The organism is Acidovorax sp. M14 (assembly GCF_049331375.1).
Lineage (GTDB): Bacteria > Pseudomonadota > Gammaproteobacteria > Burkholderiales > Burkholderiaceae_C > Acidovorax.
The window spans coordinates 3,313,526-3,328,058 of the sequence record NZ_CP186263.1 but is presented as its reverse complement, the minus strand read 5'-3'; the positions used below and the strand labels follow the sequence as shown (position 1 = coordinate 3,328,058).

16 protein-coding genes are annotated in these 14,533 nt (G+C 52.2%); 6 read left to right on the top strand and 10 right to left on the bottom strand.

Annotation, left to right across the window (positions count from 1 at the left end; translation table 11 throughout):
• Window positions 1-63: 63 nt before the first annotated feature.
• Together ACOYR4_RS15555 and ACOYR4_RS15550 are read right to left on the bottom strand one after the other, a co-directional pair.
• Window positions 64-765: a DUF6882 domain-containing protein gene (locus ACOYR4_RS15555; RefSeq protein WP_209820035.1), complete on the bottom strand. Its 702-nt coding sequence runs from the start codon at window positions 763-765 to the stop codon at window positions 64-66.
• A gap of 171 nt (window positions 766-936) precedes the next feature.
• Window positions 937-2,490, bottom strand: a complete 1,554-nt coding sequence (locus ACOYR4_RS15550) for a fumarate hydratase (protein ID WP_422847240.1) — start codon at window positions 2,488-2,490, stop codon at window positions 937-939.
• A 281-nt stretch (window positions 2,491-2,771) separates the two neighbouring features.
• Here ACOYR4_RS15550 and ACOYR4_RS15545 point away from each other — a divergent pair, with 281 nt between their 5' ends.
• Together ACOYR4_RS15545 and ACOYR4_RS15540 are read left to right on the top strand one after the other, a co-directional pair.
• Entirely contained in the window at window positions 2,772-3,800 is a 1,029-nt protein-coding gene (locus ACOYR4_RS15545) for a tyrosine-type recombinase/integrase (RefSeq protein WP_422847239.1), read from the top strand.
• Between the two features lie 35 nt (window positions 3,801-3,835).
• Window positions 3,836-4,216: a KTSC domain-containing protein gene (locus ACOYR4_RS15540; protein ID WP_422847238.1), complete on the top strand. Its 381-nt coding sequence runs from the start codon at window positions 3,836-3,838 to the stop codon at window positions 4,214-4,216.
• Window positions 4,217-4,254: 38 nt separating this feature from the next.
• Here ACOYR4_RS15540 and ACOYR4_RS15535 read toward each other — a convergent pair whose 3' ends face one another.
• Both ACOYR4_RS15535 and ACOYR4_RS15530 read right to left on the bottom strand, forming a co-directional pair.
• Window positions 4,255-4,482 carry a hypothetical protein gene (locus ACOYR4_RS15535; RefSeq protein ID WP_422847237.1) on the bottom strand — a complete coding sequence of 76 codons (228 nt, stop codon included), beginning with the start codon at window positions 4,480-4,482 and terminating at the stop codon, window positions 4,255-4,257.
• Window positions 4,482-4,700 (bottom strand): hypothetical protein, encoded by a 219-nt coding sequence (locus tag ACOYR4_RS15530; protein WP_422847236.1) that lies wholly within the window; start codon window positions 4,698-4,700, stop codon window positions 4,482-4,484. Before ACOYR4_RS15530 ends, ACOYR4_RS15535 begins: the two co-directional genes overlap by 1 nt.
• A gap of 152 nt (window positions 4,701-4,852) precedes the next feature.
• On the opposite strand from ACOYR4_RS15530, the gene ACOYR4_RS15525 reads away from it, so the two are divergent.
• Window positions 4,853-5,608 carry a DUF4145 domain-containing protein gene (locus ACOYR4_RS15525; RefSeq protein ID WP_422847235.1) on the top strand — a complete coding sequence of 252 codons (756 nt, stop codon included), beginning with the start codon at window positions 4,853-4,855 and terminating at the stop codon, window positions 5,606-5,608.
• Here the strand turns inward: ACOYR4_RS15525 and ACOYR4_RS15520 are convergent, their stop codons facing one another.
• Complete coding sequence (locus ACOYR4_RS15520; protein ID WP_422847234.1) at window positions 5,609-5,827, bottom strand: hypothetical protein; 219 nt, start codon at window positions 5,825-5,827, stop codon at window positions 5,609-5,611. It abuts the gene before it with no gap.
• Window positions 5,828-6,239: 412 nt separating this feature from the next.
• On the opposite strand from ACOYR4_RS15520, the gene ACOYR4_RS15515 reads away from it, so the two are divergent.
• The 3 genes from ACOYR4_RS15515 (at window position 6,240) to ACOYR4_RS15505 (ending at window position 8,249) form a co-directional block, all read left to right on the top strand.
• Entirely contained in the window at window positions 6,240-6,554 is a 315-nt protein-coding gene (locus tag ACOYR4_RS15515; protein ID WP_422847233.1) for a PadR family transcriptional regulator, read from the top strand.
• A complete protein-coding gene (locus tag ACOYR4_RS15510; RefSeq protein WP_422847232.1) occupies window positions 6,547-7,050 on the top strand; it encodes a hypothetical protein in 504 nt (167 codons plus the stop codon). Before ACOYR4_RS15515 ends, ACOYR4_RS15510 begins: the two co-directional genes overlap by 8 nt.
• Window positions 7,051-7,211: 161 nt before the next feature.
• Entirely contained in the window at window positions 7,212-8,249 is a 1,038-nt protein-coding gene (locus tag ACOYR4_RS15505; protein ID WP_422847231.1) for a PIN domain-containing protein, read from the top strand.
• A 153-nt stretch (window positions 8,250-8,402) separates the two neighbouring features.
• On the opposite strand, the gene ACOYR4_RS15500 is transcribed toward ACOYR4_RS15505, so the two are convergent.
• The 5 genes from ACOYR4_RS15500 to ACOYR4_RS15480 all read right to left on the bottom strand — a co-directional run bounded on the left by ACOYR4_RS15500 (window position 8,403) and on the right by ACOYR4_RS15480 (window position 13,082).
• Window positions 8,403-9,209: a DUF3800 domain-containing protein gene (locus ACOYR4_RS15500; protein ID WP_422847230.1), complete on the bottom strand. Its 807-nt coding sequence runs from the start codon at window positions 9,207-9,209 to the stop codon at window positions 8,403-8,405.
• A 1,196-nt stretch (window positions 9,210-10,405) separates the two neighbouring features.
• On the bottom strand, window positions 10,406-10,825 hold the full coding sequence (locus ACOYR4_RS15495) for a hypothetical protein (protein WP_422847229.1): 420 nt from the start codon (window positions 10,823-10,825) through the stop codon (window positions 10,406-10,408).
• A 902-nt stretch (window positions 10,826-11,727) separates the two neighbouring features.
• A complete protein-coding gene (locus ACOYR4_RS15490) occupies window positions 11,728-12,084 on the bottom strand; it encodes a hypothetical protein (protein WP_422847228.1) in 357 nt (118 codons plus the stop codon).
• A gap of 388 nt (window positions 12,085-12,472) precedes the next feature.
• Window positions 12,473-12,757: a hypothetical protein gene (locus tag ACOYR4_RS15485; protein ID WP_422847227.1), complete on the bottom strand. Its 285-nt coding sequence runs from the start codon at window positions 12,755-12,757 to the stop codon at window positions 12,473-12,475.
• A 61-nt stretch (window positions 12,758-12,818) separates the two neighbouring features.
• Window positions 12,819-13,082 carry a hypothetical protein gene (locus ACOYR4_RS15480; protein ID WP_422847226.1) on the bottom strand — a complete coding sequence of 88 codons (264 nt, stop codon included), beginning with the start codon at window positions 13,080-13,082 and terminating at the stop codon, window positions 12,819-12,821.
• Window positions 13,083-14,533 lie beyond the last annotated feature (1,451 nt).

Here is a 14,533-nt window from a genome sequence, read left to right as displayed (position 1 = left end):
AGCTACGCCTCGGGCTGCGTCGCCGACCGCGCAGCTGCAGAGCACTGGGGGAAAGCAAAAGGCTCAGCGTGCGGGCGACTGGGTCTTGCTGGTGCCACCGGTGGGTGCGTCCGTAACTTTCGGGTGCGACAGCAGGTAGTAGCGTTTGACCACGGCCTTTTGCCCTTCTGAGCCCCCAGCGACCAGCTCGCTGCTGATGCTCACCAGCACGCCACTGGCCTGGTTGAGTTGTGCGGTGAGTGCGCACAGATACCAGGCGGCCTCTTCGCTCGCCAATTGCGTGGTATCGATCTGCAGGATGTCGATGCCGTGCTCACGACCATACAGGCGCGTGAGCGCGCTGCCTGTGGCAAACGATTTGCGCTTCGGGTCTTTCAGGTCGGGTACGCGTTCTACGGCTTCCCATGCCCAGCGCTTGCTTTCGGGCCACCAGGTACCCAGCAGCTCTGCATCGAACACCGTGCGCTTGCCCCCACGGAGCACGGTGAAGGTCTTGTTGAAAAAGTCCAGCGTGCGCAGTTGGCTGCCCGCCAGGTGCTGGCTGTTCAGCAGCTGTTGGCGTTCGATGTGGGATGCGATGCTGGCGTCCAACAGCGCGGCATCGCGGGTCGGCAGCGCGCCGCCAAAGGCGGTTTGCGCGTCATGCTGTGGAACCATGGGCGGGTTGGCGCTGGCCGCCAGGGGCAGGGCGCTGATCAGGGTGGTCAGCAGCAAGGCGCGCAGAGGCTGCTGAAGGGGCTGTGCAAACCCGTGGTTCAAAAGCATGGTGGAGGCAGCAAAGGCCGAGAAAGAGGAGTCGGATCGAGCCAGCATTTTTGCCGAACCGGATGCAGGGATGTGTGTCGGAGCGGCCACAAAAAACCGCCCGAAGGCGGTTCTTTGTCATTGCACCTTGTTGCAGCAGGCACCTTGCGGGCCCTGCCACAAAAACGCGCTTCAGGCCGCAGCGACGCCGATGCCCTTGAACTCTCCCGATGCGATGCGCTTTTGCCACTCGGCCGGGCCGGTGATGTGGGCGCTGGTACCACCGGCATCCACGGCCACGGTCACGGGCATGTCCACCACGTCGAATTCGTAGATGGCTTCCATGCCCAGGTCTTCAAAGCCCACGACCTTGGCGGTCTTGATGGCCTTGGAAACCAGGTAGGCGGCGCCGCCCACGGCCATCAGGTAGGCGCTCTGGTGCTTCTTGATGGCCTCGATGGCGACCGGGCCGCGCTCGGCCTTGCCCACCATGGCGATCAGCCCAGTCTGGGCCAGCATCATTTCGGTGAAACCGTCCATGCGCGTGGCGGTGGTCGGGCCTGCGGGGCCCACGGCCTCACCCTTCACCGGGTCTACAGGGCCCACGTAGTAGATGACGCGGTTGGTGAAGTCCACAGGCAGCTTCTCGCCCTTAGCCAGCATGTCCTGGATGCGCTTGTGCGCGGCATCGCGGCCCGTCAGCATCTTGCCGTTGAGCAGCAGCGTGTCACCGGGCTTCCAGCTGGCGACTTCTTCCTTGGTCAGGGTGTCGAGGTTGACCTTCTTGCTCTTGTTGTAGTCCGGCGCCCAGTCCACGTTGGGCCACAGGTCCAGGCTGGGGGGCGTGAGGTACACGGGGCCCGAGCCGTCCATCACGAAGTGCGCGTGGCGCGTGGCGGCGCAGTTGGGGATCATCGCAATCGGCTTGCTGGCCGCGTGCGTGGGGTACATCTTGATCTTGACGTCCAGCACGGTGGTCAGGCCACCCAGGCCCTGCGCGCCAATGCCCAGGGCGTTGACCTTTTCAAACAGCTCCAGGCGCAGCTTTTCGACATTGTCGAGTTCGGCCCCGCTGGCTTGCTTGGCCTGCAGTTCGTACATGTCCAGGTCGTCCATCAGGCTTTCCTTGGCCATGAGCACCGCCTTCTCGGCCGTGCCGCCAATGCCGATGCCCAGCATGCCGGGCGGGCACCAGCCTGCGCCCATGGTGGGCACGGTCTTGAGCACCCAGTCCACCACGTTGTCGCCGGGGTTGAGCATGTACATCTTGGACTTGTTCTCCGAGCCGCCGCCCTTGGCTGCCACGGTGATGTCCACGGTGTTGCCAGGCACGATCTCGGTGAAGATGACGGCAGGAGTGTTGTCCTTGGTGTTTTTGCGGGCGAACTGCGGGTCGGCCACGACCGAGGCGCGCAGCGTGTTGTCGGGGTGGTTGTAGCCACGGCGCACGCCTTCGTTGATGGCGTCGTCCAGGCTGCCGGTGAAGCCTTCCCAGCGCACGTCCATGCCCACTTTCAGGAACACGTTGACGATGCCGGTGTCCTGGCAGATGGGGCGCTGGCCGGTGGCGCTCATCTTGCTGTTGGTCAGGATCTGGGCGATCGCATCCTTGGCCGCCGGGCTCTTTTCGCGCTCGTAGGCGCGGGCCAGGTGGGCGATGTAGTCGGTGGGGTGGTAGTAGCTGATGTACTGGAGTGACGCTGCTATTGACTCTACTAAATCGTCGTATTTGATGGTCGTTGTCATCGTGGGGTAGGGGTAGAAGCTAGATTTGGCGGGCCCTAGAGGCACGCTGGGGTGACGCTAGGGGCAATTATCCCACCCTGCGCTGTAGGCACGCTTACGGGTACTTTTCTCACTGGTTAGGGGCTAGGAAACGTAGAAAACTTGCAATCACGTTTGTTGTAGTAGTGTTGCGCCGCCGCACTACTACATAGGGCAAAAGGTGATTTGCCTAGCACCTGAACACAGACTAGGGGACCTCTAGCGGTTGCATGTCGCAACCCGGTTTTGCAAAGAGGTACTACATGAGTCTCAAACTGGTAAACGGCGTCTATCACTGGCGCAAGACCATTGACGGTCACCCCATGTTCCGCAGCACCAAGACAGGTGATCTGAAAACGGCAGAGCAATTGGCGGCGATGTGGGAAGGCGAGGCGGTGCGAAGCATCGTGATGCAAGGCAGCAAGCCCATGAACCTCCACGCTGTCATCAAGTCGTTTCTGGAGGCTAGACGGGGCACTGGCGGGTATGCCAACGCTTGCACCCACATGCGGCACTTCCAAGCCTTGCCAAACGTGCGAATGAGCGACCTCAAGTACGAGGACGTTATGGGTGTGATCGAAAAACGCCGTAACGAGGGAGCGAGCAACAACACTCTGGTGGTGACCGTTTCGTATTGGAATGCGTTGGTGAACTTTGCCTCGGAGCGGAACTGGTCAACGGCAGTCAAGTTGCCTCGCATCCCGGTTGAGAAGACGCGGATGCGCTTCATCACCAGCGAAGAAGAGGCAGCGCTGTTCGCCGCCATAGACCCAACTGCAAAGTACCCAGGCAAGTGCGAGCGAACTGATCGGGCGAGGCAAGACAACTGGGACTTGTTGGTGTGTTTGCTGGATACGGGCGCTCGCTACCGCGAGATTGCGCGCATGAACTGGAACCAAGTCGATCTTGAGTCCGGCACGGTGTTCATCGTTCGGCAGAAGGGCGGCAATGACACAACGTTGTTGATGAGCACACGGCTGCGCGAGGTCATGACGCGCCGTAGAGCGGCGGTGGAGGGGCAGTGGGTGTTTCCTACCAAGATGAAGCACAACAACAACTACCTGTGGCTGAAGGCGGCGTTAAAGCGTGCAGGCATCACCCACGATGCAGGCAAGATCACGCTGCATACGGCTCGCCACACAGCGGCAAGTCGGCTGCTTCATGGCGGACTGAACATCTTGGAGGTGAAGGAGTTCTTGGGCCACAAAGCGCTAGCAAGTACCCAGGTCTATACGAACATCCTGCCGGGAGCAGTGGCGGAAAAAGCTCTGCGGATTCTGGAAAAGCGGTAGAGCTATCGAGGGGCGGGGCAGCAAAGCTCTGTACGATGCCGATCACCATCAATACGGGAGGGGAAATGTTCAAAGTCGTCATTCTTTCGGCGCTGTTGTTGGCCGGTCAAACGGCCTCAGCGGAAACGGTGCAGGTCAAGTACAACGGGCCGGTGTCCTTGGATGCCTTCACCTGTTCCGTCGTGAACGAAGGCAGTGATGTGAAGCGAATTTGCTACGACAAGGCAGAGCGCTACATGGTCATCCAGCTCAAGTCCACTTACTACCAATACTGCTCAATCGACGCCACAACTGTGCAGAACCTGCAAAGCGCTAGCTCAAAACGTGAGTTCTTTGAGTCACGCATTCGGGGCACTGGTAAGGATGGTCCGTTTGATTGCCGAACACATCCTGTGCCGAAGAAGTATCGTAACTAATGCGTTATTGACAAAGGGGAGCAATTGCTCCCCTTTCATTATTTTTCACTTCTCAGTATCTCTTGCAGGACTTCCGCCTGTTCCCAATCTGTCAATGTCTGGGTAAGGTATTCTTCTTCTTCCAGGCAATCTTTCAGGTTTTGTTTGGCAATCTCAAGTCCCTGTTGGGCAACCAAGTAATCTCTTTGCGCCAATGCGAGTGCTTGTTCCTGCTCTTTGCGCTCCCGATAAGCGCGAACGGTTAGGGTAACTCCTGGGCTGCTCATTATTCATCCCCTTCTGTGGCAAGGACGAAGAACATGTTGCGGAGCTTGATCTTATCTTCGTTGCTCAGGCTCAGGCTTCGTTGTGTTTCGCCATACACGTAATCCAAAGCGGCATCTCGAATGGCATCGCGATTCTCAGTGTTGTATCTGGCCAATGTCAGGTAATGGTATGCCTGGGTCAATGACGTGAATTCCGTTGTATCGTTATCAATGTTCATTTCTTATTCTCCTAGTGGGTTCTATTGCCCACCTTCTACTTACAAGGACGATAACAGATTCGCTGAATAAGAGCGAATTATTGACGATTCTTTAGTTGGACAAAGAGCTACATCTGGCTACAATGCGGCCCAGCTTACCATGGAGGGAAACAATGGATTTTAGGCTGTACCAGACAATGGGTTATACCGAAGGCAATAGGCCCGATTACCGTTGTCCATCATGTGGATCACATTTACAGGATGGAGAACTTGTATCTAGGAACACCGCAGAAACACGCAGAGATAAGAACGATCCAGATTTTGAACCCGAGTGGGTGCGGGAAACGTTCAGGCACGATTTGACCTGCTCACATCCAAACTGCGGCGAACCAATCGTTTTGGTTGGTGAAGCTAGGGTTTTGGAGTTCAACACTGCGGGTGAGTACGGGTATGAACCTGAATACGCAATGTATTACGAGCCACGATACTTCATCCCACACCTCCGGATGTTTGAGGTTCCTCCAAACACTCCAGAAAAGGTTAGGAAGAGCATTGATGCGTCCTTCAACCTATTCTTTGTGAGTTCTGGCAGTGCGCTCAACGAGATCAGAAACGCTGTTGAGTTTCTGATGGATGAACTAGGCGTGGCCCGGCATGAGACAGACTTGTTGACCGGTGAAGTCGTTAGATGGGACTTGGACAAGCGGGTTGGCAAGATGCCCAACCAGGGCGGGCCGAATCTAAAGCAACACATTGGTGCTATCAAGACTCTGGGCAATTGGGGATCACACGCTGTAATGACCAACAGGACTGACGTTTTGGAAGCTTACAAAGTCCTCCACTACGTGCTGGACGAAATGTATTTGCGACGTGGAGAAGTAGTGAAAGAACTCTCCAAACGAATCAAGGACGACGACCGAGGCAAGTAGTCAGTCCATGTCCTCGTCATCCCCAAAGATTGTGGCAAGCCCTGTCACGGGGACTTTCTGGAACAACTTGCGGGCTTCCTGGGGTTCGTTGGTACACATCCAGGACTGCTTCCAGATAAGCACTTTGCTCTTGGTACGGCGGCCGTAATACTCCCGGCCTACGATGTGGATCACGCCCTGGATGCGGCGTATCTGGGCGTATTGCAGGGGGAGGATCAAGTCTTGACCTTCTGGTGTTATCAGCCGGGCTTCCATCCTGAGCCCGTAGTCATCCAGAGGGACAGGCCCGAAGTAGAGCTGGCCTGTGGTGCCAAGATCGTTGAGGAGGTCGCGGGGCTGGCGTCTTAGGCCTCGCTCCCGCATGCGATAGACAGTTAAAAACACTGTGAAAGAATACAGTGTTTGCTGGCACCGGTGCATCTGCCAACGATGGATAAAACCATGACAGTATGAGGGTTGTATGGTATCTTACAAAGTTATGGCACAGTACGGGCTGTCAGGTGCCTTAGTGCCCTGACCACACAAAAATCTACGCACACACCCATAGCTAAAGACACACGACCAAAGTCAACGAAAACGTCTAATTCAAAGATCACGACTACAGCCAACTAATACGCCAACGATAGCAACTATGAACATCACGAAAACCGAAGCCTTGGTGCTTCAACAACTAGCCGGTGCATCCGGGTCTGAGTTGTACGGTTTGCAAATGGTTAAGGAATCAGATGGCGCTCTGAAAATGGGCACTGTCTACGTGATTTTGGGCCGCTTGGAAGACAAGGGCTTCGTTGAATCGCGTCGTGAAGAATTGGAAGACAGTTCTCCGCGTTCCGTACCACGTCGTCTGTACAAAATTACAGGCCAGGGTCGCCGAATCTTCAACGCTTATACGGCTGCAATGGCAGCGTATGAGCATGGTATTCACGGGGACATGGTAAATGCATAAGCAGGAAGAAAAATTTGGAACTTTCACGCAGTATGACCCGAAGACTGGCGGCTACGTGGTTTACGAAGTGAAGACAGAACTGAGTATTCACGACGATGCTTTGCTGGAAGAGGATGCTTTTTATGAGGAGCGTGATCCCGTCGAAATAGATGAAAGATTTGCCCACTATGTGAAGGCGTACAAGGCCGGTTACATGAGGGCAAAATTGGCTGGAGATGCCCTAGTTCAAACACCGCGCAAGATCGAGCGGGCACCCGGATTTGCGTTGTTCGGGTTCTTGTCCACTATCTGCAGCAAGAAGTTTGTGGAGCGCGAACTCTCCGCTCTTCTGGCTGACGGCAATGTCCAGTACCAGGAACTGCTGGCAAGCGGCGACACAGCAGGCGCGTGGCGCTGGAAGTGGTCGATGCGTATAGCAATGGTCTCAACCGTGTTCCGGGGTGGTCTCGGCGCGTTGCTGGGGCTGGTCAAGTTCAAGGCGCAGTCCTCCGAGTAGGAGTGAGTTTTTTAAAAATGGGGCCTTGTGCCCCATTTTTTATGGGGCTGCATTCCTTCTCTCGGTAGTTTCGTCAATGCTAGATTTGGCCTGAAAATTTCCGTTTTAAGCAGTAGCGCCTCTTGGGGCAGTCCAGAATAATCTGAGCATTAGAGGGTGCGATGTTTCACGTATTAATCGATACCAGTGTCTGGCTCGACCTGGCCGAAAACCAGCGGCAGACGCCTCTGATTGATGTTGTGTCGGAACTGGTCAGTGAAAAGCAGATTGCGCTTCTGGTCCCGGAACTGGTGCTGCAAGAGTTCAAGGCGAACCGTGATCGTGTGGCCGCCCGATCTGCCCGAAGCTTAAGTACGCACTTCAACCTCGTCAAAGAAGCTGTCCGAAATGCCCCCTCCAGCGTGCAGAAGGACCAGGTGCTGACCTACCTTTCAGACTTGGACCACCGCATCCCCATCGTAGGTGCAGCAGCGAAGAGTGCTTTGGATCAAATTGAAGGCATGCTGAACGCGGGAATCATCCTCAAGACGAGTGACGCTGCAAAACTCAAAGCCGCTGATAGAGCACTGCACCGGAAAGCCCCATTTCAGCACGACGGCAAGAACGGCATGGCCGACGCCATGATCATCGAGACGTACTTTGAAGCCGTGCGGTCAGGTAAGGCTCGTGAGCGATTCGCGTTCGTAACTCACAACAAGAGCGATTTCAGTCTTGCCGGGGGAAACCAGAAACTGCCTCACCGCGACTTAGCCGGAGGATTCAGCAAGATCAAGTCGATGTACTTCATCACGCTGGCCGATTGCATTCGGAAGATTGATGACATCTATCTAGATCCACTTTTTATGAAGGCATTGGGGTATGAGTTTGAACCCCGTAACCTTAGCGAAATTGTCGATGCAATGGAGGAGCTGACCGAGCAGGTCTGGTACAACCGGCATAAGAATCTTGCTTGGAAAATCAAGCAAAAGAAGGTCAAGGTTGTTACTCAAGAACAATGGGCCAAGGCCGGCAGCAATAACAGTACACACATTGTTGACTCAGTATGGGACGGCGCAAAACGTGCAGCCGCCGACACTTTAAAGCGCCTTGGAAAGGCTAAATGCGGCCCGCATGACGATTTCGAGTGGGGGATGATCAACGGGAAGCTTTCGGCGCTAAGGTGGATGTTGGGTGACGACTGGGACATGCTCGACACCTGACAGCGCTTAACCTTTCACATTTGCTTGAGCCGCGTAACGACGACTCTCATTGCGACGCGTACATTGCCTTCGGAAACACTAAAGTTCGCGGTAGGCTGTGCTTTCCCTATTTCTATGCTTCTATGTATGGAAACATGTCTTTTGAGGGAAAGGCTAAACAACCTGATCGACCCCTATGCCATTGGCTTCGAAGTAGTCGCGAAGCGCGACGTATTTCTCTCGGTATTTTGGGGAGCGAACGTCTTTCGGGCTAAACCAAAGACTTATTGCGCTCGCCTTGGTGCTTTCTGTCTTTAAACCCTTCTCGCGGTAAAACAGCGGCGACAGCTGGTGCAGGATCGCGCAAGCGGACTTCTGATGCTCTTCCTTGTTTTGCGTGAAAGCGTTGATTGAAAATCGCAACGAACCCAGTATCACGTCCACTAAACTGCAAAAATGTGATTGGCCGATTGCGGTGATGTGAAACCCGATGATGTTATTGATCTGCATGCTGCTGCTAAAAGGCAGATTGCCAGTTAAACCTATTGCGATTTTTTCATTAAGGTGTTCGTCAAGCTTCTTATCGTTAAATCGGTCAATTAGGACTAAACCTGAAGTCTTCGTGCGATTAAGTAGGCAATCGAAGTGGTAGCACAACGTGTTAATGCCGTTACGTCGGGCATCGTCTGAACTAGTCGCGATGTCATGTAGCAATAGGTTTATAAGCAGCTTCACTTCATACTTAGCAGCGGCAGCCATGTACGCTTGCTTTAGACCAATAAAGTCTTGATGTGACATGCCTTCTGGGCCAGGATTAAACTTCAGGAGGAAGTCTTTTTTGACGGAGTAGCGCTTCCTAATTGCGGCTAGCTCATCGGTCAATTGTTTGGCCTTGGCGCCGTCGATGGCAATACCTCCGTAGACAAAAAAATCTCCAGCATTTTTTTGGAAATTGGTTTCGTCGCAGTAGAGCAGGTGCATTGAAGTAGCTTACTGTAGCCCATCGATAGTTGCACTTTAACATTGCAAGCATCTGCTGCTGGAGGTTCGCACTAAGTGTCGGGCACCACTCTGCGGGTGGTCACCATGCTGCACTAACTTGGCAACGTGGATGGACTGAGCAGACAACAGTCGTCAATTGAGAGTCGAAATCTTCCACCACAGATGGCGATTTTGGAGGGTGGTCCACGGTCTCCATGATCCACAGGAAAGGGGTACTCCCCTCGCTCACTGTGCGTCTCCTTCATCCTTCCTTTCTATGCCTGTTGCCACAGCTTCACTGGCCCCTTGCATCATCCTCGCAACCAGCAGGTTCACTTTGATTTGCTCACAGGCATGGTGAAGCTCTGGCTGTGCGGCAGGGGAATAACTCACAGTTATTCAAATGAACCTTGCTCGCTCCAGATAGTTCACATGTTATTCACCCAGAACAATCCGCTAAGGTATTGTTGACTTTCTACTTGATAGAGTCTTAGAGGTCAGTACGACCTATTGCGTACTCTGCCTACTACAGCATGCCAAATAAGCCTTTAGCCACGGTAGGTTAAGTGGCTACTTGTGGTGATTGCAAAGAACCTACTGGCAGTCTTCGGGCAAGCGTTTCAATAGGCTTAGTCTATGCTTTAGGTTCGTATCTTCTAATTGGCTAGAAGTCAAACGTAAAACCCGTGTAAAGTTTGGCGAGTGTGAACAACTTACCATCTGCAAAGTATTTTTGAATAACTGTGTGTTCTTCCCCTAGCATTACACCAGAGCCTCACCATGCGTTCATTTGGTGATTGCTTACCGCTAGGTTGCATCATCCTCTACGCTTCTATCAAGCTCTGGCTGTTTGGCTGTCCGTGCATCAAACAATCAACTGGGGAAATGACGTCAAAAATCACTGCTGTTTAGAGAAGAATCAAGCATTATTTGAGGTCAAATCTCATGCTTCATGAGGAAAAGTCGTCACCGTTGACTGATTCTAGACGTCACTTTTTCTTCTGAGTATTTGTCTTAAAAATCGTGAAGAATCAAGAGATTTTCAAGAAACACTACAATTCGTTGGAAATCTACGAGGGTTGACTATTTTTAAAGAATGCGCTCCTGGTTGTCAGTGCCGGTATACAGTGCTGGTTGTCAGTGCTGGTTATTGGGATGGAGATGAGCGCAGATGGTTGTTGGTTCTCCATTCCGGCTCACACCACATTTCGAATTCGAGGATGCTTATCCACAAGCGTAAAATGGAAATTGTGAGTGCCGGTCATCCTGTATCTGTGCTTGAGTAACCAGTTATGTACTCGATCACACATAGCCTTTCTCGCATCCTCAATGCCTATTAGTCTGAGTATTCCGGCTGAGTTCATCACTAGGGCTTCTGAGTTGTAATCTGGTTTTCTTATCTTCTGTGCCAGATAGTCCTCTACTGCGATAAAGTCTCCTTCGATCTGTTTGATCGCTTGGTCCTTTATCTCCTGTATGGTTACTTGTTCCCACTGCTCGTATCCATCTGGCTGTCCTGTTCTATTTGCTGCTTTCCAGTTCATTTCTAATCCACCAGGATTGTTCTTCCTTTTGTCTTCTCGTCCTGGTTGTGTAATGAATACTCCTTTGCTCATTATTATCTGCTCCTAAATTCATCACGAATCTTTCCTCTTGGATGGTTGGGGCCGGTATTCGTGCTTCTTGTTCGATTTCAATCTTCATCGCGGATTGTTCTTGCCATCAATTTATCGGATGAAAAAAGCCCCGAGCGCTAGAAACACCCGGGGCTCAAACTTCTCAAATTTCAGGAAGACAGCAATGACGAAACTGTCACTACTATTTATCTAGGGGTCATAAGGCATCTCGTTGCTGAGCCAGCGAAAGGGTCTGTAACTGTAAGAACGCGTGACGTCCTCGCGACGGTAGAGCTGGCAGAAGTCGAAGAACTGTACGTCTTCAACAAGGATCGCTCCTTGTTGGTGAACACGTGGCGATCAATGTGAGCTGGCCCTTGTTCATGGTGACGCGAATCCGCAGAAGAACACAAACTAGGGGGTGCCATCAGCCTTAGAAATGACCGTTGCATTCTTCCCAGATGGTTGCATCGTGACATCGTTGGTTGAACTCGTCCTAGTGCTTGTCAGAGTCGAGTTGTGCGCAAATCTTTCCTGTAGATAGCCTTTGACATGTGGTTGCGCGTACCAGGCACCCACGACAGTGCCTATCGCCAGAATGATGTGTGGCAGCTTCTCCAGCAGGTGTCCGAGTAGCATCCAGACTGGCTTTGCGCCGCTGTCCACGTAGGGCTGCAGGGGCGAAGGCTTGTGTACCCGGGCGCGGTTGGTGCGGGGCAGTTTTGGCATGGTTGCGATCTCCATGCCTCTATTGTCCGGGATGCCACATTGAGTCACGGACGCGCGGACTTACCAAAACGCCTTATTGGTAGCGGTTTTCTTACCCTTTCGCATTATTGGTGGTGATAAGGCCGGAGTTGTCTTCCGGCCTATCGCTCTTTCTGCCTTGTGAACGGCCTAGATCACCATTCAAGCAAGCCGCTATCCACTATGGGTGGAGCGTTTTCATCTTCCAGTCTCTTCTTAGTAGTGCGGGCTGCTAGCTTGGCTTTATTTGTTACTGGGACTGCGGTCACCCAGTCATAGCGCTCAACCATGTGGGTTTGTTGCTTGCGGAAATCAAAGTCGTTTACTAGGATGCCCGTCGAGTAAACGTGATACCTTTGTCCAGGCTCCAAAACACTCGTATCGAATGTTGAGTTTGGGGGAATTCTCCAATACTCTTCTTTCCCACCTATGAATAACTTGTAATACACAGTGCGGGGTGTCAGGCGGTCGATAACTATGTCCAGCTTGCGGGGTTTCAGTTTGTTCGTCATGTTGTTTCTCCTTGAGCGGGTTGTGTTTTGCTTTGCTCACTCTTATTAATCAAGAAGTCAATAAAAGTCACAAATAAGAGCGAAAAAATGACGATTTCTTTTCCCAAAAGGAAAACCCGGGGTGTTTAGTCCCGGGTTCCTCATCTTCCTTAGCGGGCGAGTGTTCAACCCGCGTAGCACATTCACTCATTTGGAGTAAAGTCAAGCCACCTTATCTCTTCCCCGCCTGCTTGACTTTCCCAATGTGCAATTGGGGTAATGAATTTGGCGGCCTAAAAACAGGGTGGGGAAACACCTTTGAGCGACCTAGCTATTGGTCAGTGTTTCCCCGGTTACCAGGAGACCTTTTTGGAGAACATGACGAACATACCCTCCTGGTAACTTAAACTTATTTATTTGTCAGGTAGTAACCCTTGGCTTTCATACAAGCCATAAGTATTTCGCGTTCCCGCATGGCTTGTTTGATTCCGTCAGTGAAACCAGCGGCCATTGTGACGCTTGCTCCCCATCTTGGACCTGAATCAACATAGCCGTGCTTGGTACTCTCGTATTCGCAGTAACCCAAATCTGCGTTTGATTGTTCTGCGTTTATGCCTTCTTTCGTGTAGTGCTGATTGGATGCGCATCCGGTAATTGCCAGAACTGTAAACGTTATTGCGATCAGTCGTTTCATTATTTGCTCCTAGTTGTTAATGGAAGCCGGAGGATAATAATTCCGGCCACGGGGTCAAGCGTTATTTCACATTTATGTATTTGTCCACGTACCAAGCTACGTACTGGTCCACATAGGGCCATAGCTTTTCCAGTTTGTCCCTAATGCCTAGGGTTACTTCCAGACGAGTACGCAACCATTGCAATCTGGTTCTGCCCTTACCGCTTTCTGGGAACAATACTTCGGCCTGTTCTATTAGGTTCTTGATTTCATCCAAATAGCTGGCGAGCATCCAAGCACTTTGCAGCACTTTGAACGTGGTTGTGATAGTGGTAATAATGTTCATGGGGTTTGCTCCTTGTTGTCGCGTATTTACGCCATGAATAGACAACAGGGGAAGAATGCCTTCATCAATGCACTTAACCATTCATTTGGGCAAAGAAAAACCCCGACCAGTTTCCTGGTCGGGGTTTCCGTGACGTTCTATCGTCTACTAATTACCGCTTACTGCCCCACGGCGCTCTCCAGTGTTCACTTACTGGGAAGCACACCCCATCTCGGCAACGGGTATGGGCACATACGTGTACGGGGGTTTCGGTCGTTTTATTGCTGGTCATAGTTATTCCTTTCTTAGAGTAGTCGCCTGTGATGCAATCCACAATGCTGCGACCTGACCAGAGCGATGTGGATTGGGGTCTTGTGACCCGTTATGTGTGGCCGATTGGCCGTAGAACTGCCGCCATGCCGTGATAGGCCGAGCAAAAGCACACGCGCATAGTAGTAATGCGGTGGAGGTCTTTTAAGGGAGTTTTTGAAGCCCGAACTTCGATTCAGTACAAGGACTGAGGGGCTTAGGAGGCAGAGTTAGTGAACGCTTTAATGTTCACTAAACTCTATTATAGCATGGTGATCTAGTAATTGCAAGAGAATTCTGCTCTGGGTTGCATCATTGTGGTAATGCCAGTTTGTGTTTGCGCGCAACCAAGCCTGTTATTTCCAGGCGCGAGTAGAGGTTCGCCGGTTCCAAATCTCGGCATGCGCCAGCCCATCTACCAACCAATTTCTTCTGGCAAACGAGCCAATGACTTCCTGCCAGAACCCGGTTGAAAACCAATGCGATGCGCGACAGGAGCAACCGCAGGTGGCGACAGCGCGTGAGCCCATAACATCTGGGTGAGCGACGCGAAAACCAGATGTTTCGTGACGAAGGAACGGGAAGTTACCGCGAAATTTTTCGGGTGAGGAACGAGCCAAGGAAAGGGGCTATCATTTGTTCGCGATGACATTTTCGCGGTGTAATTGATACACATAACTTCCTTGTTCGCCTTGTCTTGGTCCCGGTGCTAACACACCGGGAGCAATTACTACGTAGTTGGCGCTTCGCTTTGCTTCGCTTACCTACTTCGTAATTGCGTTTAACTAACAAGGGAAAAAATTAAAGTGAAGAAGTCGTAAACTCCTCTACTGGAAGTTTTGATCTAGTGCTATCCCAAACGCTCTCCTCTACTGTCGCCATCAAACCGCGTAACCAGTTATCTGTCTTGCGCTACGTCTTTTGTCACACCCTGTTTTACGGAATGCCTTTGCGTTGTCGGGATCTGTCTTTGAGCGCGTAGTTCTCTAAGCCGACTTCTGGATTGTTACCATGGCCCTTTTGCGTTTGTAAAACGTCATTGCCAGATAGCGATCAATTGAAATGCAATGGACAAGGGGAAAAGATGAAACCCCGTGACTAGGACTAGTAATCACGGGGTTTCGGGGCTGTTTGTATGTATCTGAACCTACACACAGCTAAAA